The sequence below is a fragment of the Pseudomonas sp. 10S5 genome (assembly GCF_035019745.1).
GTDB lineage: Bacteria > Pseudomonadota > Gammaproteobacteria > Pseudomonadales > Pseudomonadaceae > Aquipseudomonas.
In genome coordinates this window covers 1-18,345 of sequence record NZ_JASJVL010000021.1, presented here as the reverse complement: position 1 = coordinate 18,345, position 18,345 = coordinate 1, and the positions used below count along the sequence as shown (strand labels likewise).

At 53.0% G+C, this 18,345-nt stretch carries 26 protein-coding genes and 3 riboswitches; of the genes, 11 read left to right on the top strand and 15 right to left on the bottom strand.

Annotated elements, in window-relative coordinates; genetic code table 11:
* Window positions 1-44 precede the first annotated feature (44 nt).
* The 6 genes from QN378_RS19895 to QN378_RS19870 form a co-directional block, all read right to left on the bottom strand.
* Window positions 45-299, bottom strand: a complete 255-nt coding sequence (locus QN378_RS19895) for a hypothetical protein (protein WP_323551096.1) — start codon at window positions 297-299, stop codon at window positions 45-47.
* Between the two features lie 110 nt (window positions 300-409).
* Window positions 410-964 (bottom strand): NYN domain-containing protein, encoded by a 555-nt coding sequence (locus QN378_RS19890; RefSeq protein WP_323551095.1) that lies wholly within the window; start codon window positions 962-964, stop codon window positions 410-412.
* 91 nt (window positions 965-1,055) lie between these two features.
* Entirely contained in the window at window positions 1,056-1,304 is a 249-nt protein-coding gene (locus tag QN378_RS19885) for a hypothetical protein (protein WP_323551094.1), read from the bottom strand.
* A gap of 95 nt (window positions 1,305-1,399) precedes the next feature.
* Window positions 1,400-1,621, bottom strand: coding sequence for a hypothetical protein (locus tag QN378_RS19880; protein WP_322207076.1), 222 nt, complete (start codon window positions 1,619-1,621; stop codon window positions 1,400-1,402).
* Window positions 1,622-1,652: 31 nt separating this feature from the next.
* On the bottom strand, window positions 1,653-1,865 hold the full coding sequence (locus QN378_RS19875) for a hypothetical protein (protein ID WP_322207077.1): 213 nt from the start codon (window positions 1,863-1,865) through the stop codon (window positions 1,653-1,655).
* Window positions 1,866-2,033: 168 nt separating this feature from the next.
* The gene (locus tag QN378_RS19870; RefSeq protein ID WP_323551093.1) at window positions 2,034-3,044 is read right to left on the bottom strand and encodes a tyrosine-type recombinase/integrase; all 1,011 of its coding nucleotides are present in this window, start codon (window positions 3,042-3,044) and stop codon (window positions 2,034-2,036) included.
* A 186-nt stretch (window positions 3,045-3,230) separates the two neighbouring features.
* Here QN378_RS19870 and QN378_RS19865 point away from each other — a divergent pair, with 186 nt between their 5' ends.
* The 10 genes from QN378_RS19865 (at window position 3,231) to eno (ending at window position 11,580) form a co-directional block, all read left to right on the top strand.
* Window positions 3,231-4,277, top strand: coding sequence for a DNA-binding protein (locus QN378_RS19865; protein ID WP_323551092.1), 1,047 nt, complete (start codon window positions 3,231-3,233; stop codon window positions 4,275-4,277).
* 162 nt (window positions 4,278-4,439) lie between these two features.
* Window positions 4,440-4,501, top strand: a riboswitch (Fluoride riboswitch).
* Between the two features lie 141 nt (window positions 4,502-4,642).
* Entirely contained in the window at window positions 4,643-5,026 is a 384-nt protein-coding gene (crcB, locus tag QN378_RS19860; protein WP_323551177.1) for a fluoride efflux transporter CrcB, read from the top strand.
* 12 nt (window positions 5,027-5,038) lie between these two features.
* Window positions 5,039-5,380: a DUF190 domain-containing protein gene (locus tag QN378_RS19855; protein WP_323551168.1), complete on the top strand. Its 342-nt coding sequence runs from the start codon at window positions 5,039-5,041 to the stop codon at window positions 5,378-5,380.
* 19 nt (window positions 5,381-5,399) lie between these two features.
* Entirely contained in the window at window positions 5,400-5,930 is a 531-nt protein-coding gene (gene ppa / locus QN378_RS19850; protein WP_323551169.1) for an inorganic diphosphatase, read from the top strand.
* Window positions 5,931-6,038: 108 nt separating this feature from the next.
* A riboswitch (Fluoride riboswitch) is annotated at window positions 6,039-6,107 on the top strand.
* Window positions 6,108-6,189: 82 nt separating this feature from the next.
* Window positions 6,190-7,518 carry a voltage-gated chloride channel family protein gene (locus tag QN378_RS19845; protein ID WP_323567448.1) on the top strand — a complete coding sequence of 443 codons (1,329 nt, stop codon included), beginning with the start codon at window positions 6,190-6,192 and terminating at the stop codon, window positions 7,516-7,518.
* Window positions 7,515-7,880 carry a hypothetical protein gene (locus QN378_RS19840; protein ID WP_323567449.1) on the top strand — a complete coding sequence of 122 codons (366 nt, stop codon included), beginning with the start codon at window positions 7,515-7,517 and terminating at the stop codon, window positions 7,878-7,880. The genes QN378_RS19845 and QN378_RS19840 overlap by 4 nt, the downstream gene beginning before the upstream one ends.
* A gap of 21 nt (window positions 7,881-7,901) precedes the next feature.
* On the top strand, window positions 7,902-8,183 hold the full coding sequence (locus QN378_RS19835; protein WP_323551102.1) for a hypothetical protein: 282 nt from the start codon (window positions 7,902-7,904) through the stop codon (window positions 8,181-8,183).
* A gap of 60 nt (window positions 8,184-8,243) precedes the next feature.
* On the top strand, window positions 8,244-8,594 hold the full coding sequence (locus tag QN378_RS19830) for a hypothetical protein (RefSeq protein ID WP_323551103.1): 351 nt from the start codon (window positions 8,244-8,246) through the stop codon (window positions 8,592-8,594).
* Window positions 8,595-8,738: 144 nt separating this feature from the next.
* Window positions 8,739-10,016: an MFS transporter gene (locus QN378_RS19825; RefSeq protein WP_323551104.1), complete on the top strand. Its 1,278-nt coding sequence runs from the start codon at window positions 8,739-8,741 to the stop codon at window positions 10,014-10,016.
* Between the two features lie 280 nt (window positions 10,017-10,296).
* The gene (gene eno / locus QN378_RS19820) at window positions 10,297-11,580 is read left to right on the top strand and encodes a phosphopyruvate hydratase (RefSeq protein ID WP_323551105.1); all 1,284 of its coding nucleotides are present in this window, start codon (window positions 10,297-10,299) and stop codon (window positions 11,578-11,580) included.
* Between the two features lie 31 nt (window positions 11,581-11,611).
* On the opposite strand, the gene QN378_RS19815 is transcribed toward eno, so the two are convergent.
* The 7 genes from QN378_RS19815 to QN378_RS19785 all read right to left on the bottom strand — a co-directional run bounded on the left by QN378_RS19815 (window position 11,612) and on the right by QN378_RS19785 (window position 16,329).
* Window positions 11,612-11,935, bottom strand: coding sequence for a hypothetical protein (locus tag QN378_RS19815; RefSeq protein ID WP_323551106.1), 324 nt, complete (start codon window positions 11,933-11,935; stop codon window positions 11,612-11,614).
* Window positions 11,922-12,080: a hypothetical protein gene (locus QN378_RS19810; protein ID WP_323551107.1), complete on the bottom strand. Its 159-nt coding sequence runs from the start codon at window positions 12,078-12,080 to the stop codon at window positions 11,922-11,924. Before QN378_RS19810 ends, QN378_RS19815 begins: the two co-directional genes overlap by 14 nt.
* 34 nt (window positions 12,081-12,114) lie before the next feature.
* Window positions 12,115-12,534, bottom strand: a complete 420-nt coding sequence (locus tag QN378_RS19805) for a universal stress protein (protein ID WP_323551108.1) — start codon at window positions 12,532-12,534, stop codon at window positions 12,115-12,117.
* Window positions 12,535-12,629: 95 nt separating this feature from the next.
* Entirely contained in the window at window positions 12,630-13,829 is a 1,200-nt protein-coding gene (locus tag QN378_RS19800) for a cation:proton antiporter (protein ID WP_323567450.1), read from the bottom strand.
* A gap of 284 nt (window positions 13,830-14,113) precedes the next feature.
* Window positions 14,114-14,175: riboswitch (Fluoride riboswitch) on the bottom strand.
* A 76-nt stretch (window positions 14,176-14,251) separates the two neighbouring features.
* Window positions 14,252-14,872, bottom strand: coding sequence for a phosphatase PAP2 family protein (locus tag QN378_RS19795; protein ID WP_323567451.1), 621 nt, complete (start codon window positions 14,870-14,872; stop codon window positions 14,252-14,254).
* A 276-nt stretch (window positions 14,873-15,148) separates the two neighbouring features.
* Entirely contained in the window at window positions 15,149-15,823 is a 675-nt protein-coding gene (locus QN378_RS19790; RefSeq protein ID WP_323551139.1) for a histidine phosphatase family protein, read from the bottom strand.
* Window positions 15,824-16,077: 254 nt separating this feature from the next.
* Complete coding sequence (locus QN378_RS19785) at window positions 16,078-16,329, bottom strand: DUF1652 domain-containing protein (protein WP_323570711.1); 252 nt, start codon at window positions 16,327-16,329, stop codon at window positions 16,078-16,080.
* A 437-nt stretch (window positions 16,330-16,766) separates the two neighbouring features.
* Here QN378_RS19785 and QN378_RS19780 point away from each other — a divergent pair, with 437 nt between their 5' ends.
* Window positions 16,767-17,159 carry a YkvA family protein gene (locus tag QN378_RS19780; RefSeq protein ID WP_323551141.1) on the top strand — a complete coding sequence of 131 codons (393 nt, stop codon included), beginning with the start codon at window positions 16,767-16,769 and terminating at the stop codon, window positions 17,157-17,159.
* Between the two features lie 248 nt (window positions 17,160-17,407).
* Here the strand turns inward: QN378_RS19780 and tnpC are convergent, their stop codons facing one another.
* Together tnpC and QN378_RS19770 are read right to left on the bottom strand one after the other, a co-directional pair.
* On the bottom strand, window positions 17,408-17,770 hold the full coding sequence (gene tnpC, locus QN378_RS19775; protein WP_323551147.1) for a Tn3 family transposase post-transcriptional regulator TnpC: 363 nt from the start codon (window positions 17,768-17,770) through the stop codon (window positions 17,408-17,410).
* A partial coding sequence (locus QN378_RS19770) for a Tn3 family transposase (protein WP_323567452.1) occupies window positions 17,770-18,345 on the bottom strand: 576 nt, incomplete at its 5' end. The genes QN378_RS19770 and tnpC, both read right to left, overlap by 1 nt.

Sequence of the window (18,345 nt, the reverse complement as noted above, 5' to 3'; positions counted from 1 at the left end):
CGCCGTTCGCTCAAGGGCCGGTGGTGTGCAGCGATTTTCCGTGGCTATTTGTCTAGATCTACACTTTGCGTTTTACAACCCTGGGTGACCCAGGCGTCATAGTCCAAGCGAAGCTCAGAAGGCAGTTCAGGTAAGCCTTGAGCGGCTTTAAGCAAAGATTCAGCGTCTTCAAAACGGCCCAGAATCCACGTAATGAACCGGATACGCGATGTAGGGCAAGGCTTTGCATTCAAATCCAGCGCGTCGGCTAAAGCCGATGCTGCTTCCATCGTTAAATCCAGCTCACTCAATGACGTCATTGGAATTCCTTATCTTTTTTTGCGGACGCAAGGTTGGGCGTCCTTCTACTTACTTTGCCCCGCGTTTGACGGCAGGGCTTGCGGTGTACTTGGGCGATTTTCCTATCTATCTAGAGAGCGTTCCGACCACCCGCGAGGAAAGTAATATGCTCGTATGAAGGCTCCAAAGATCGATACACACCATGTTCCTCGGCGTATTGACGAAGGTGCCGATTGCAGCCCAAATCCCAACTGGCCACCTCAATATTCCAGCCCATTTTCACGGCTCTTTTCAGTGCCGGAATGAAGCCTTCGCCATCCAAATGACCATTGCCGTCGCCCGTCAAAAGCAGGATTGTTCCAGGTGCGTCTGAGTCAATCAGGCGTTTCAGCATGGAGTATTGTATAGCTTGATCGACCGCTACCTCTCCGCCTCCGATAGCCCCTCGTTCTTGTACCTCGACCTTTACTCCAAGGTTGTCAAAATAGCTCCATAACACGTCATTGTTCGGTGGTAGCGATCCCCCAACAAACGCAAATTCCATTTGCCGACCGTCGACAACATTCATCAGCAATTTCTTAAAATGAACTCGAAACTCACGCTCGTGGCCAGGCTCTTTGAGGCTGCAATAGTTTTTCCCAACAAGCCAGATGTTGGAGTTATCCCAAAAAACGTTCAACGACATTTGCTCATTCCCTCGATCATCGAACGCGAACGCCGCGCCCTGGTACAGCAAAGGCCCGCACAGAGCGGGCTTGTAGGTGCAGCAACCTTTCCTATTGATTCAGTTCGCGGGTTAGCAATTCTTCAACGGCCCACGCCTGTGCGCTGTCGATCCACTCCAGATATTCGCGTTGGTCGTCGGCATCAATCACGCCTTGCCGATACGCGGCCTTGACCTGCTCGGTCAGAGGCCCGGTATGCGCTTCGGGGTTGCGCAGCAAGGCGTCCTTGTCGTTGATTGCTTCTTGTAGATCGGCCAGCACTTTGGCGCGGCGATCTTCGGGGGTTAGCTCTGTCGGCATAGCAAGAGTTCCTCTCAGAACGGCTGTCTTTCTACGTCCTCGGCCCCGCGTTTGATGGCGGGGCTTGCGGTGTACCTGGACGACTTTTCCTTGAACTACTCGGCTTCGGATTCAAGCGCATCAGCTAGGCTGTTCAGCGCATCCGCAAGGCGTCGCATCTGGCCGATTTCGTCTACCAAATCGCCGTCCTGGTAGCGATATTCCAACGTGCTCCCGAAAGGCCCGGTGCCGGGGAAAATCCCGCCATAGCTCAGCTGCTCGTTGGCGTGTTTTTCGGCCCGTTTGATCTGCTCGCTGACATTCGTTTCTGTCGTCATGCTCTTTTTTCCCATCAGAAGCGTCGGGTGCCTATTCAACCTCGAATTTCTTGCTTCGAGCCCTGCTTTTAAAAAACCAAACTCCGCCAACGAGGGCAACGGCGATGACCACAATCATCAGCAAGCCTTGGCCGCGCATCAGCGCGCCGACCACATGATTGGTCGAACTGTGAACCACAGCGTTCGCCACCTGATTAGCGATATGTTCACCAACAGAGCTATGTGCATGTTCAGAAAAACTCATGTGAATTCCTTTTTTCTAGCTGTTTTCATCGTTGGCCGCTGGAGGGGTTGTGCCGAGATAAAGGAAATTTAGGACATTTGTTCTGTAAGCGCTTGTAATTGCGTTATTTTTTATTTATTAAATTTGCGGCTTAAGCCCATGTCCAAAGGGTTGTCATCCCGTGTCTAGCTATGGCTTGCGCCGCAGTAACGAGCCAGCCGCATTCTCCTCGAAGGCTCTAGCCTCCTCGATATAGCCGTGTACGGTGCCATCGTGCCGCCAGCCACCTTGGCGCTTGATCTCCAGAAAGTCCGCCCCGGCACGGTAAGCGCTGGTGGCCAAGCCTCGGCGAAGGCTGTGGCTGCTCATCTCCGGCACAGACAACAGTCCTGCTGCTTCAGCACGAGCCCCTAGGATGGTATTGACGCTCCCTTCGTGCAGCGCCACGCCGCCGACGTCGCCCCAACGGCTGATACGCCGGAATAGCGGGCCTTGCTCAATCTGGGCGGCATCCAACCAGCGTCGTAACGCCTTCGTTGGGCAACAGAGGTTGTCGCCATAGGGGATCACTCGCTCCAGTCCCTCACCCTCTTGATCGGTTTTGGAGCGCGGCAGCGTGATCCGTAGACCTTCCCGCTCCCACTGCAAATATTGAACCTCCAACGTGACCAGCTCACTGCGGCGGAACGCTCCAAAATAGCCCAACTGTAGCAGCGCGTTGTCACGTAGCGCGGCGAGTTCTTCCAGTGTGTCCAGGTGCGCCACGATGAGTTCGAGATCTCCCAGCAGCAGGGCCTTGGCTTTATGTCGAGGACGCCCATTGACCCGCTCGATACCGCGCAAGGTCTTGCGTACGGTGGCGCTGGCGGCCGGGTCGTGAAAGCCCTGATAGCGGTGCCATTGCGACAGCGCGGTCAGGCGCAAAGCCAAGGTCCGTGGGTTCAGCACGTCCGCGAAGGACAGCAGGTAGCGAATCACCACCGCTTCGTCGCACGGCAGTACGCCGCCCCAGGCCTGAAAGTGACGGATGGCCGAGCGGTAGGTACGACGGGTGTTGTCGGAGGTGGCCGCCGCTAGAAAACGTTGGTGTTGCTCGGCCAACTTCTCGGGCGTGGCAAGCGTACCGTGGGTACGCGCCTGCGCTGCTGGTTCGTGGAGCAGTATGGTTGGGAGGTTTTCGTCGTTATTGCTGGCAGTCATACAGAAACGCCCATTCAGGCCGTGTGTACTGCGGATTATAGAAGCGAATGTCGAACATGAGCGTGTAACCCACGATAAACACCCTTATCGTGAGTGAGAAAGCAGTTTTTTCGTGGTGTTCTATTCTGTACTTAAATCGATGTATTACGTTTCCCATAATACGGTACGAAAAAATCAGAGGTGTCCATGGCCCGTTCAGGTGTCCTCTACGTGCATGTCGCCAATGCGGCGGCCCGCCTCGCGGCCGAAGGCCACAACCCCACGATCGACAGCATCCGGGCCGCCTTGGGCGGGACCGGCAGCAAAAGCACGATTGCACCCTTGTTGAAACGCTGGAAAGCTGCACACCCCAACACACTGGTCCAGGCCGATCTCGGTCTTCCTGCCGAATTGGTGCTGGCCCTGAAGGGCGTGTATGAAAAAGTCCAGGCCGAATCCGCTGTGCAATGCGAGCTGGCTGAGCAGCTGCATCAGGTAGCCACCGCTGCGTTGCAGGAGCAGTTGCAGCAAGTGCTCGTCGAGCATGACGCCTTACTCACCATTCAGGAGCAGCAGACCCAGGCGCTGGCCGCTGCGGCTACGCGCAGCCAAGGGCTGGCTGACACCGTGCAGCGTCAGGAGATTGCCCTAGCCAGCCTAGGCAGTGAAAAAAGCGGGTTCGAACAACGTCTGGCTGACCGCGTCACCGAGATGACCGCACTGACCCAACAACTGCAACAAGCGCAGGTTCAGTTCGAGCATTATCAGGCGTCGGTCGCGCAACAACGCGGTGACGAGCGCCAAAGCGCTGAACAACGACTGCACCGCCTGGAACACGAACTGACTTTGGCCCGCCAACGCTTGCTCGACCAGCAGACTCGCCTGGGGGAACTGAAGGCTCAGGAACAACAGCTGACACAGGGCAATGAGCATTTACAAAGTACCCTGCTGACAACCCAAGAGGCACTCACCCAGAACCGAAGCGCACAGGAGCACTTGATACTTCAACTCACCGAATTGAAACAGACGCATCAGGAGCTGGAACAGCGCCATGGTCAGGACACGCAGTCTTTAGCTGAAGCGCAGACGAACCTGGCGGTGATCGAGCGGGAGCGAAGCCTGCTGGTGGAACGCTTAACCCAGGTTGAAACCCAATTGACCAAGTTGGTTACAGAGAAGCAATTCCTCCTGCAAGACAATGCGGTGCTCGCCAGTCAACTTTCGGAGTTCAGGGCCAAGGGTGGCCAGCCCTGAACATGGCCATTGGAACATGTTGCTGACAGCTTTGATTGCTATGGCGTTACCCACGAGTTTCGCGACATTGCATGGCGTTTTTTCGAAAATTAAGTGCTGATGGTTAAGCACGTCAGTTCAAGTCCTTTAGTACCTTGTAACTTCTAGCGACCCTGCTATAGGATGATTAAAGGAGATGGCATTCCTCCTCTAACCGCCTTCGTGCTGATGATGCCTACGTGAACCCTGGACAGGGTGCGTAGGTATGTCTCCTGTCCTTCCATTAAGGACAGCATCGTGATTCTTCATTCTCCGCTCGTCCCTTGCCTGCTCATCCTTTTGTCAGCAACTTCTCGCCTATCCACACTACGAGGAGGCTGGTAGCTATGCTGAAATCATTATTGGTCATAGCCATTGGTGCATCACTCGGGGCTTGGTTACGTTGGCTGCTGGGTATCAAGCTCAACGCTCTGTTTCCAACTGTTCCACCGGGAACCCTGATCGCCAACATGATCGGGGGCTACATCATTGGTCTCGCCATCGCTTTTCTGGCTGCAACACCGTCGCTCAGCCCCGAATGGCGGCTGCTGATCATCACCGGCTTTTGCGGCGGTCTCACCACTTTTTCTACGTTCTCAGCAGAAACCGTCGAGTTGATTCAAGAAGGCCGGGGTATCTGGGCAATTGGAGCCATATCGCTCCATATCATAGGCTCATTGGCGATGACGGCCGCTGGGCTAGTCTCATTTCAACTGTTTAGCACACGCTAAAGGAGATTGATCATGAAAGGCTTCCTGGTGATTTTCTTCACTCAGCAGAATCGTCGCTATCATGGAAAAATGCTTGGCGACTGGATCGTCGACTTGGCAAAACAGATGGGGCTGCGTGGGGCCACACTTTCAACCGCCATTGAAGGCTTTGGGCATACAGGTCATCTTCACTCAGCTCACTTCTTTGAGCTGGCCGATCAACCCACCGAAATTCGTTTGGCCATTACCGATGAAGAATGCATTCGCTTGTTCGAGCGCCTGAATGCAGAAGACATTTCCTTGTTCTACATAAAAGCGCCTATTGAGATTGGCACCATCGGCAAAAAGGCTGACAAGTCCAACAAGTTACCTTGAAGACAGTGGAGATGTGAATATGAGCTATGCCGACATTCCAGCGGGCAAAGGGATTCCTGATGACTTTTTTACCGTCATCGAGATTCCTGCGAACCACTCACCAATCAAATATGAGGTGGATAAGCCCAGCGGACAGATTTTTGTCGACCGTTTTCTTAGCACCCCGATGTTTTATCCCGCCAATTATGGCTTTATTCCAAACACGCTCAGTGAGGATGGTGATCCGCTGGACGTGCTGGTGATCGCCCCTTACCCCGTGTCTCCAGGCGTGGTAATTCGCAGTCGTCCGGTTGGCGTGATGTACATGACCGATGAAGCCGGTCCTGACGCAAAGGTCATTGCTGTCCCCCACGACAAGCTCAGCTCTCTGTATCGCGACGTGAAGGAGTGCAGTGATTTACCTGCATTGCTGCTGGCTCAGATTCAGCACTTTTTCGAAAACTACAAAGCTCTGGAGCCGGGTAAGTGGGTGAAGATGGGCCGTTGGGGCAGCGCTGATGAAGCGCGAGAAGAAATCCGCAAGTCGGTGGCAGCCTATGTGCCGAAATAGCGCACCTGATGCCGCTGGAGGCTGCTTATGCTATCTGCGAGGGCAACCAGAGGTGAAATGATTGGGTAACAAAGCCATTTTACTTTGAAATTGTTACTGGGTATGATCCGCCGCACTGGAGATGGCATTCCTCCATGAACCGCTGCGCCGGCCGCAGCTGATGATGCCTACAGACACCTGATCATAGACCAGGTCTGTAGGCGTTCGCGTTCACATTCCTTGTTTTGGTCAGGCCCAACTTTTTCGTGTGGCTGACCAAATGTCTCGATTCCGACGTCCTGAACAACTTGAACTCCTGCCCTATATTGGCAAATGGCTTGTCCTTGCGGGTATTGTTGCCTTCCTTGCTGGTACCGCTTCTGCTTTCTTTCTGTTTGCTTTGGATCATGCGACTAACTGGCGCGAGACCCATCGCTGGGCGATTTGGCTGCTTCCCATAGCAGGTTTCGCCGTCGGCCTCGTGTATCACCTGATGGGTAAAACCGTCGATGCTGGCAACAATCTGATCATCGATGAAATCCACGACCCGAAGAAAGTCGTGCCTCTGCGCATGGTGCCACTGATATTGGGTGGCACGGTGGTTTCCCATTTGTTCGGTGCTTCCGTCGGCCGTGAGGGGACAGCGGTCCAGATGGGCGGTGCGCTTGCAGACCAGCTCACGCACCTATTCCGTATGCGCCGGGAAGATCGCCGGATAATTCTGATGGCGGGCATCAGCGCTGGCTTCGCTTCGGTGTTTGGAACTCCGTTGGCGGGTGCGCTCTTTGGACTGGAGGTGCTTGCGATTGGGCGGATGCGTTACGACGCATTGTTCCCGTGTGTGGTTGCCGCCATCGTGGCGGACCAGGTAGGTCAAGCTTGGCGAGTGCAGCACACCCATTATGTGATTGGCGAGGTTGTGCCGGTAGCATTCTGGAGCGTAATGGCGGTGGTGGCTGCCGGTATTATCTTCGGGCTTACCGGCCTGATATTCGCAACTGCTACGCAAAAGCTCAGTGCTTTTGTTAAACGCTGGATCAGCTACCCACCTTTGCGTCCTTTTGCCGGCGGAGTCGTCATTGCAACTGCTGTATGGGCGCTTGATGCCTACCAATACATTGGTCTGGGCATTCCAAGCATTGTTCAGTCCTTCGAAGTGCCCATGGCTCCCTGGGACTTCCTCGGCAAGCTGGCGTTTACCGTTACGTCACTGGGTACTGGCTTCAAGGGCGGCGAAGTGACCCCTCTCTTCTACATTGGCGCAACGCTCGGGAATGCCTTGGCTCCGCTATTACATCTGCCATTTCCAATGCTGGCGGGTATTGGTTTTGTAGCGGTGTTCGCGGGGGCTGCTAACACGCCATTGGCGACCATTGTCATGGCTATGGAACTCTTCGGTCCTGAAATCGGCCCTCTCGCCGCTATCGCATGCATTGCGAGCTATCTCTTCTCCGGACATACCGGCATCTACCACGCACAGCGACTAGGTCACAGCAAGCACCGTCGCACGCTGCCGGAAGAGTTACGTCTAGCGGATATCAAGCAGTTCCGTAAGAACAATCCTCCAAAAACCGAACAAGAAATCACCGGCCTGGACGAAGCACAATGACTATAAAAGCATCGAAAAACCATATTACCGCGCTGCACCTGTACTTCCCTGCTGCGAGCCGTGCAAAGGTCACGCGATTCTGGCACTACCTCAGTGCGCCTGCGCTAGCACAGCACCTGCTGACCATCGCCCGAGGTGCCAATATCGAACAGGCCATGTTGCGCCATATCACTGCTGGTTACCTTCCTGGGCAACGGTTGTCGCTCCATCATCCCGAAGTGAACTCCATGCGCCATCCACAGTGCCTAGAGTTGCTAGATACAGAAGATCGGCTGCGCGCCTTCATGCATGAGCATGCAGAAGAACTGCGAAAGGTACGTGCAGTGCTGTTGCTGTGCGAATTACCGCTTGGGCAGCCATAAAGTAAAATCAGGAGATATGCCATGTTAACCGTTCGCTACCTTCACCCCGACCCCACTGTGACTGATTGGCTTCATGAGAATGCGCGGCTTTTGGCGGGTCTTACACTGTGGTCGCTTGCCATGCTGTGGTTGGCGGGAGCAGGCCCACACATTGTCAAGGTTGGCTGGTACAACCTCAACTCTGTGGAAGGGACATTGGTTTTGACTCAGATGCTCAGTGAGGATACGTGCAGAGCCAATGTCAAAGGTGATGCCCTGGCGTGTGTTTCTGGTACCGAATTGGCGGGCGGCGATCTTGAATAACATGGTCCTACGTTCGTCATTACAAAAAGCTTGGGCGTTTGATCTGAGCGGAGACTGGTCATGAAAATCTACGTGACTAGTCTCACCTTTGGCTCTCTAGTGGGGTGGCTATGCACCGCGTCATTTCTAGGACTCGTAGGATTATTCATTGCTAGCATCGCCATGAGTCTTCTGGCCCGCCGCCTGATACCTCGTCGAGGCTTACAATTTCAGGCTTTGAGCCTCTATTGCGTAGGTATTTTGCTGTTTTCACAGAAGCTGTCTCAGTTAGTGAAAATGACTTCAACCGGCACCTATTCCTCAGCGCTTGGAGAGCTACCGGAGTTAATCCTCGGCGTGCTGTTGGTGCCTTTAATGGGGATTATGGTGGTGCAGTTAATAAATCTCCTAAAAGAAGACCGAGCCCCTTGATCGCATCCAAACTGGTACGCAATCCTGGGACGGACATGGCCTCTGCTCACTATCCTGTATTGGCAACTTTCGAGTTTGACTAATGGTTCTTTAAACGCTTGCCCAATGTCTGGGGCTAAAGCTCCTTACTACAGAGACACCAAAATGACAAAGCTCGACGAAAAATCGATTGAGGCTCAAGGGTCGACCGCAGAGATCGTTACATCCCCAAAGCCGCCATGGTTAAACAAGACGGTTGTCGGTGCAGGGCTGACCAGTGCTCTGGGGGATTTTTGCTACGAAACGACGACGGTCATGCTGCCGGGGTTTCTTGCTGTGTTGGGCGTGCCTGCTGCTGCACTGGGGATTATCGAAGGGGTCGCCGATGCTCTGGCGAGTTATACCAAAATGATTTCAGGCTACATCGCTGACAAGCTGGGCCACCGTAAACTATTGGTGCTTGTGGGTTATGGACTGACCCCGATTGGGCAAATATTACTGGCACTGGCTTTGGGCTGGCCGCTGATCCTGGTAGGTCGTTTGGTTTCATGGTTTGGCAAAGGATTACGAGGCCCGTTGCGCGATGCCATCGTGATCCAGGCGGTGACACCAGATACACGCGGGCGTGCCTTCGGCTTTCACCGGGCAATGGATACGGTCGGTGCAGTGATTGGCCCTTTACTCGGTGTTGCGATACTGGGTTGGGCGCAGACATTGCCCTGGGAGGATGCGGCAGGGCCATTTCGCTTTGTGCTTTGGCTCAGCATGATTCCAGGAACACTTGCGGTACTCGCTTTCTTGACCCTGGTGAAGGACCCTGAACACTCACGAAATCCTGAGCTGAAGTTTTTCGCAGCGCTACGGGGATTGCCTACCCGATTCAAGCGCTATCTGGGTGCAGTGGGTGTCTTTGGCACCGGCGACTTTTCCCACAGTCTGCTGATCCTTGCCGCGACACAACTACTCACACCATCATTGGGAATCGTGCCAGCGGCACAAGTTGCCGGACTTCTGTACGTTTGGCGCAATGTGGTGCAGGTCGCCGTGTCCTATCCAATCGGCATGCTGGCAGATCGTTTCGGCTCGCTACCCATGTTGGTGGTGGGTTACGCGTTGGGCGCTTTGACTGCGGTTCTTACAGTGTTGGCATTCTCGATCAACCTGGACGGCATCGTCATCTTGACCGTTATCTTTTTCGTCGCTGGCTTGTATGTCGCGGTGCAGGAGGCGTTGGAGTCGACGGTGACGGCGGATATGGTGAGCAGTGAGACGCTGGCCATGAGCTATGGCGCGCTGGGCACTGTCAATGGCACAGCCAAGCTGATTTCTAGCACGGCGGTTGGCATACTCTGGACCGCTGTTTCGCCAATATTTGCCTTTGCTGTTGCTGCACTCTTGATGGCAGCTGGAACCTTGACGTTGGCCCGTCTCAGAAGGTCATAGCCGCGAAAAATGGTGATTGAAAACACAGACAGTGTTGACAGTTGAAGTCTTGATCTTCGACCGCAGCGTCATGTTGTCGAAGACGGGCGCAGGACATTCAAGCTGATCGAAGCTGCGCCACAACCTACCGCTTACGGGACAGACCTCTACAACCAGATTTTTTGACCCCTTAACAGGCCTGGGACCGTCAAACGCTCGCGTTCGCAATCGAGCATGGTCGTCGACTGGATATTCCCACCACCACAAGCAAGCCAATCCTGATCGCAAGCTGGAGATGAGTATGAAGACTGCCATTCAAACCATTCACGCTAGAGAAATCCTGGACTCACGCGGTAATCCAACGATTGAGGTCGATGTCCTGCTTGCGGGTGGGGCTCAAGGACGCGCCTCTGTACCGTCGGGTGCGTCCACCGGTGTTCACGAGGCAATGGAGCTACGTGATCAAGACCGCAAACGATATCAAGGCAAGGGCGTAAGAAACGCAGTCCATTCTGTGAATACCGAGATGGCGAATGCTTTGCGAGGCAAGGACGCTTTGGATCAGGCCGCAATAGATCGCTTGATGATCGAGCTGGATGGGACGCCGAATAAATCTCGGCTGGGCGGCAATGCCATTCTTGGTGTCAGCCTGGCCGTTGCGCGGGCAGCAGCAGCGGCCACTGAGCAGCATTTGTTTCGTTACCTGGGCGATGCAGATGCCAAACGTATGCCCGTTCCGATGTTCAACATTCTCAATGGCGGTGTGCACGCCAATTGGCAAGGGCCTGACTTCCAGGAGTTCATGATTGCTCCCACCGGTGCCAGTAGCTTTGCCGAAGCCTTGCGTTGGGGAGCTGAGGTTTATCACCAGTTGAAGGTGGTCTTGAAAGAGAAAGGTTATTCCACGCTGGTGGGTGATGAGGGAGGTTTCGCTCCGGCGCTTAAGCGAAACGTGGATGCGGTGGAGTTGATTCTCAAGGCCATCGAGGGTGCCGGGTATGTCCCAGGGGATCAGATCGAAATAGCCATTGATCCGGCCTCAAGCGGTTTTTATGAAGATGGCCTTTACCACCTGCATTCCGAGGGACGAAAAGTCGGTGCGGAGGAACTCGTTGCCTTGTATTCAGATTGGGTCGACCAATACCCGATTGCAGTACTTGAAGATGGTCTGGCTGAAGATGATTGGGCTGGCTGGAAACTTCTGAACGCCGCCTTGGGCGAGCGAATAGAGCTGGTAGGTGATGATCTGTTTGTCACGAATGTGGAGCGTATACAGCGCGGCATCAACGAGAAGGTCGCGAACGCTGTGCTGATCAAACCCAATCAGATCGGCAGTCTTACTGAAACCAGAGCTGCCGTCGAGCTGGCCTATAAAGCCAACTGGGGGGCGATGGTCTCTCACCGGAGCGGGGAAACGGTTGACAGTTTTATCGCCGATTTGACCGTTGCGCTTGGCACCGGGCATCTGAAAACAGGCGCCCCCTGCCGTGGAGAACGAGTAGAAAAATACAATCAACTGCTGAGGATTGAAGAGTCACTGGGGGGCTCGGCGATCTACGCAGGCCATCAAGCCTTCATTCGCTAGCTCGCTCAGACCGCGCCGCCTTATCCCGAACTCATGTCCTGAGGCTCGCGATAAGGCGACGCGGTTCCAGTAGCAGGTCGAGAGCCAGTTGGACGCTTTGCACTGCCAGATCTGCTGCTGTCAGGGTATTCATTGCGGCACCTTCTCCCCCGATGACTGCGATCCCCAGCGCAGCTATAGCTAACCTGTGACGATCATTGCTGCCGTTACCAATGGCGACGACTCCGGCTGCGCCGAGGGTGCGTAAATAGTCTTCCTTGGCGATGCTCTGGTCCTTGACGGGAAGAATCATCAAATTGATATCCAAAGAGCTGAGTTGCTCTTGTGCCGTGCCGAATGTGTCACCCGTCAGCACAGATGGAAACCTTTGAAGACAACGCCTTGAGCTTCTCCTGCACGCCCTCAAGCAGCGTTCCATCGAAAGCCAGCGTGCCGTTGTAATCGCACACCAAGTGTTTGAGTTCCAGCTTGCCTCGGCCCGGAATATCAATCGATAACATATTTTTCTCCTTCAAAACGATTAAGACTCTGAAATCAACCCCGGATAACGGTGACCGCACAAGGCGCGTGGTCAATGACCTGCCTTGCGACCGAGCCCAGTAGCCAGCGTTCGAAAATGGAGTGGCCACGGTGCCCAACCACGATGTGATCAATAGCGTTCGCTTCGGCATAGCGCACTATTTGTTCGGCTGGGTGACCGATGACCACTTGTATAACTGGAGGATGCTCGCTGGCCTGTTGATGGTGCTTGAGGCTCTTCAGCATATGGCGGTAATGTGCTCTTGATCGCTCAACAACCGCCTCCGTTTCAACCTCATCACCGAATTCTGGTGGCTGACATACGGCAACAATGTGCAAGCGGGCGTTGAAACGGCTGGTCAGTTCGTTGGCAAAATTCAATGCCTTTTTGGCAGCCTCCGAACCATCATAGGCAATGAGAACTTGCTGGATCATGATGTTCTCCTACCACCTGTAACAGGTGGGCATAACGGCTTCACGGTTGGTGCTTGATCGCAGGCGCTTACCCGTAGCGGTTCAGTACCCAGCGTTCAAGGCTCTTGAACATCGGCGTTATCTTCTTTTTCCTCAACGTTGGGGTTGGTCGGTAAGAGATGTCTTGGGAGGAAAAAAGCATTGGCAATCAAGGTTGGCAAAACGGCACTACCGATAACGGCGGCAACCAGTGCTGAGTACTGGCCCTTATCGATCAAATCATGCGACAAGCCGAACAATGCCGAGATGGTGCCGAATGTCAGTCCGGTGGACATGAGCAATGTCGTGTACATGCCCTCCCGGCGGGGAGAGCCGTAAGCTTGGGTTAGGGGGTAAGCACCGATCATTTTGGTCGCCATCTTGACCAGCAATAGCAAGAGGAAGGCGGCAGGAGTCGCAATCAATGCAGGGAGCGAAACGAGTGAACCTGCACGAATGAAATAGAAAGGCGTTAGTAACCCGAAAGTCATTGTTCGCAAACGACGGATCAATGCATGGTTTTTACCTACCGTGCCGGCTAGGACCATGCCAATCAGATACGCGGGCAACACTGCCTCACTGTCAGCCCAGGTTGCTAACGCGCCCAGAGAAAACAGGCACAAGATCAGAAATTTTGCTTCCAGCTCAGAGGGTCGGCCACCAAAGCGCCGGAAAAACTTTGGCGTCAGCCATGGCAGCAAGAAGGCCGCAGCAACCAATGCGGCAATAAATACGAGTGTTCTTACCGTGAATGGGGCAAAGATCAGCCCAAGGGCTATCACGGTGGCCAAGTCGGTTACGAAGCAAGCAGCGAGCACGGTTTTGCCATATTCGCTGGTGTTGATGCCGAGTTCCAGCATCACCGCATACACCACCGCTACCGAGGTGGTAGACATCGCGATGCCTGCAAGCCAACTTGCCTGAATGCTCCAGCCAAGCCCCCAGAATGCGAGTGCAGCACATCCTAGAAAGGGCACCATGAAGCTGACCAACCCAATCGCTAGGGCTTGCTCCCACTGCTTGCGAAAGACCACTGGATCAAGCTCTGCACCGGCAAGAAATGTCAGCAGTATTGCCCCGGCACCAGAGAGAAACTTTATCCAGCTAGCATCGCCCTGAAGGATCGCAACACCGAGCATTGCACCGATGATCAACTGGGCGATGGTCCCGACCACGATCTCTGATAGTGCGGTTGCTATCTTCAAGAAGATCGACATCAAGGTGGCGGCTAACGCCAACCCCAGCCATAAAGCCGCCTGAGCCCATATCTCAGTCATGGTGCTCACCTACGGTAGGGACTGTCAGCTCAGTTTTAGCCCGCTTGATTTCTGCAAAGATGTTTGATGAATAATCTGGAATTAAGCGGTTGAAAGAAAAGGCTCGAAACCTAAGCCCCAGGCTGCGCTGAGACTTACCAATCAGAAGGATACTGCGAGGGAAATCGAACATATCACCTGCCCTGATCATAGTCATGGACAGATAGACAGATAGACAGATAGACAGATAGACAGATAGACAGATAGACAGATAGACAGACAAAGCCTACGCGCCCATAAGGGATTTATGCGTAGGCATCATTAGCCGGAAGGCGGTTAAAGGAGGAATGCCATCTCCTGCGCTAACTCTAGCACCTGAATTTCTTTTTGCACGGGAGGAACTGTGCCGGTGAGGCCCTAGTTTTCGCTTCAGGGGAACGGGGTTATAGCTTTTTGATTGGTCGGGCCGAGCATTGTGTTTTGGGTTGCTCTATGACCCTTCGCTGCTGATGCCAAGATGCCGTTAACCAGCACACAATCGCCCATGCGGCCCCCAGGCACCATCCGGACAAGACATCGGTGGGATAGTGAACACCCAGGTACAGTCGGCTCAAACCAACAAATAGAGTGAGGGTTATCGAAAGAGCGACAAAGTAAATTTTGAAACGTTTCTCGCTGTGTGCGCTGGCAAGAATGGCTCCAAGTGTCAGAAACGTAACGGCTGAAAGCGTTGCATGACCACTTGGAAAGCTCGCAGTGAACACCCTTGCGGCGTGTGGAATATCAGGTCGAACTCGATCAATGCCTAGCTTGAAAAGTGTGCTCAGGATCGCACCACCTACAACCGAGACAGTTAATAGGACTGCCGTCGACCGCTTGCGTAAGAGAAAGAGGTAGCCCAAAGTCGAGAGAAAAACAAATCCTAAAAAGGCATAACTGCCAAGAGCCGTGACATCTCTTCCCATTTCCTCTAACCAGGCGGGACCAATTGGATCGGCCGGATTACCGTTAGCGCGCAGCGCCATTAAAAAAGCGTGGTCGAATACTTCCGTATTACCTTTCATGACCATTACAGAAAGGAATATAAACGTGAATACGAGCACGGCACAAACGATTGATTCGGATCGAAAACTGTTTGGCTTTTGTAGCATGATTTCTCTCAAAATATTGGTATTGGCTGAGACCCAGGTTGATGAGGTTCGGCATGGCAATCAAAAAAATACTTTATTTTTTTCAATTTAGCGAAAGAGCCAATAGTCATTCCCGGCAGAAAAATGGGAGGCTTCATCTCCATCTCAGAATGGTGGTTAGCTGATCATAGTGAAGTACTCAGGCCACCTTCAATTTGGAAAAACAGATTGCCAACTTTGAGCATCGATAAAGCCAAGAGCAAGCGGTGCGCCGCCCGCTTCAGATTTGGATATGAAAATTGAGATGCCATAGTCAAGCGTAGTCGACGTAGACAGTTTCATACTTTTTTCGAGTTGCACCATACATTCGCTATGCGTGACAAGAATCAAATTACGACCTTTCATTTTTTGTTGAAGTACATCGTGAAGCATGGTGTTTTTACAGTTGATTAACCAATTCTGCTCTGCACTTGCGTGACCAAACATAAATAATGCACTCTGCGCGGTTCTAGTGAGAGGGCTGCTGTAGATGTCTGTTTTCTCTATGCCGAGCTTTTGAAACTCTTTACCCAACTCAATAGCAGCATCTCGGCCCCGGCTGGTAATCCCATCTGCTTTATCTAGGCAAGGGGCTTTCGAATGGTCGCAGCGCTCCACATGGCGTACCAAGGCAATCACCTCGCCATTGGCCCATTGCGACTTTAGGTCGGCCACCTGCATGGCATTAGCCTGCCCGAGATTTATGAGCGGAGCGCCCTTCATCAAGAAGTAAGTGGCTATGATGATGAGTCCAGCAACAACCACCATCAAAATATATTTATATTTTGCGATCACGGTAATGTTGTCCGAGCGATTTTTGAGGGGTGTATTTAACCTTGATTTCACTGTCGTGCTGTTCCTATGGCAGGGATGTAAAAATACTGATTATTAGAGCGAGCAAAAGGATGGGGAGTCTATGTGAGGGGAAGTGAAAGACTGGTGAAATGGATGTGAAGATAAAGCTCCCAATCACCAAAAGAACGTTGTGAGCAAGCATCTTGACCACAAATCAAGCAGTTCATTTACTCTTCGTGAAGCAGCCAGGAAAAATTGAGGAGAGACTCGGGTATCTCCGGAACCGAAGAAATAGATTCCTGCGATTAGTTATGATCATGCCAAGGTACCTGTTTACTGCTCTTGAGGTCGTAACGAAGCTCAGAGATGAGACCTGCGATGTCTCGCCCATTTGTGAGCTTGCTAACAGAAATTCCTGTCACAACCAGTGTTTCTCGTCCTGAAGTGTTTTGATAAATGCGCACAGTCAATGACTTATTGGAGTCGACCGCGCATTGACAGCGGATGGGCAGGAAGCTTTGTTCGATGATATGCCGGAGTTCTAAAGTTGAAATCATTTTCGCCACTTTGCAACACCGGTCAGCCAAATGTCCTTCGTCGTGAGATTGACGCTGTGACTGCGCCATCGGCCCCTAAGTTGGCTTGGGACTACACCACAAGCTTAGCCACTTATCGGGCAACGATTAGATTTTTTTGTTGTTAGACGTACGGTAACTCTCTTTCGTAAGACTATCGCCCCCCAACGTTTTAGCGTACGATTTTTTCCGAATTCTGTAGCCCCGTATAAGCTCGCGTTCCCCACACCTTCACCATGGAACCTAAGTGCAGCAAAGAAACTTCTGCCAAGTAGTCTTCGATGGAAACCCTCGCAGTGGTCATGCAGAAGGGTTATCCCTGATCCCCTGACCGAAACGGGCCTTCAGTCAATGCTGTCCATCAACGAGTTCTATTAGTGAATAGTGAATTTTTCCACGATTTCCCCAAAGGCCCTGTTATGAAAGGCACTCTTGATCGCCTACGTGGTTGGGCTAAAAGCCTGAAACGCCAGATCATGGTGCTATGGTTTTCCTACCAGCACCCTCAAACACCTTGGCTACCAAAATGGATTTCTATTTTCGTGGTGGCCTATGCGTTAAGCCCCATCGATCTCATCCCAGATTTCATCCCGGTACTGGGCTATTTGGACGACGTAATAATTCTGCCACTAGGCATTATGCTGGCGATTCGACTAATGCCCCCCGTGGTACTTGAGGAGTGCCAGCTAAAAGCGAGTGAGTGGGAGAAAAATAACGTAAAGCGCCCAGTGAATAAGGTCGCCGCAGTGCTCATCGTCATGGTCTGGTTGGCTGCATTGGCAGGCGCATGGCTGGCCTTCAGGCACAACTGAGTATCTGCTGGGAGACATGCGCCCGTACTTGATTGACGGTACTCTGCATTAGGTTCTGACTGCTTGTGCGACCCCCTTGCTATGATTTCGGGCAATTTCATTGCAGGGGCTGCCCATGAAGCACTTCAAGGCGCTGCAAGGGAAGGTTCATGCATAACATCCAGTTAACGACACCCTTGGCCCAACTATCGACAGTTTGTTTTGCCTGCCGGCAGTCCATCCGCACGGCCGTGGCCATCGTTGATGGTCTAGTCCTGATAGCCAGGAGCAAGTGCTGCTAAAGGAGCCACGAATTTAGAACCCACCTGCAAGCATGAACATAACGCAGAAATATCCTCTTGAAGGGCCATCGCCTGTCCCCAAATACTGTCGACATCACTGGTAGCCACGGTGAGAGGGCAACCTTCCAGTACCGTCATGGCCATGGCATGCAGACGTAAGAAATCGTCCCGAATGCTGCCGACCCCTCCGATTTCAGCAAGGCAGGCATCCAGCCGGTCGACCAAGCTGAGCAATTGAGAGGTGTCGTAGCTCGCACGCAGAGAGTCGAGTACCTTGGCATCGACGTCCCCACAGGGTGTCACTCGAAACGAAGCCGGCGGGATGTGCATCAGTTCGCCTCCTCAACTTTACTATTGGGCATCTGTTGCGCACGCATTGAACCCGCAGCCTGCTGGAAAATGGAATCCTTTATCCACGGTTCCGGTGGGCGCTTGAGTTTCAGGTTGAATTCCCCAAAGCGTTTGACGTTGCTGGTCAGGTAGGGACTGAGAAACGATACATCGTCATCAGTAAACTGCCAGCCATCACGGGCGAGCTTGTGCAGGATACGCATCATGTCGACGGTGTTCTGCAAGATCACCGAGGAGGCAATCATATCGTTGTAACGCAAGCGCTTCTGTTGCTCATCTGGATCATTCTCGGCGATGACATCGCCACCGAAGGACAGCCACTTCGAGAAACCATTGTAGGACTCAATCTTGTTGGTATTGGCGGTTACTTCTTGGCGCAATTCACGATTGCCAATCCATTTGAGCAGGAAAATGGTCCGGATCACACATCCCAGCTCCTGCGCTGCATGGTAGAGCTTGTTGCGCCGACTGTAAGAGCCGAGTTTACGCAGCAGCATTGGCGAGGATATTTTGCCGGCCTGAATCGACAGCGCCACCTGCATCAGATCCTGCCA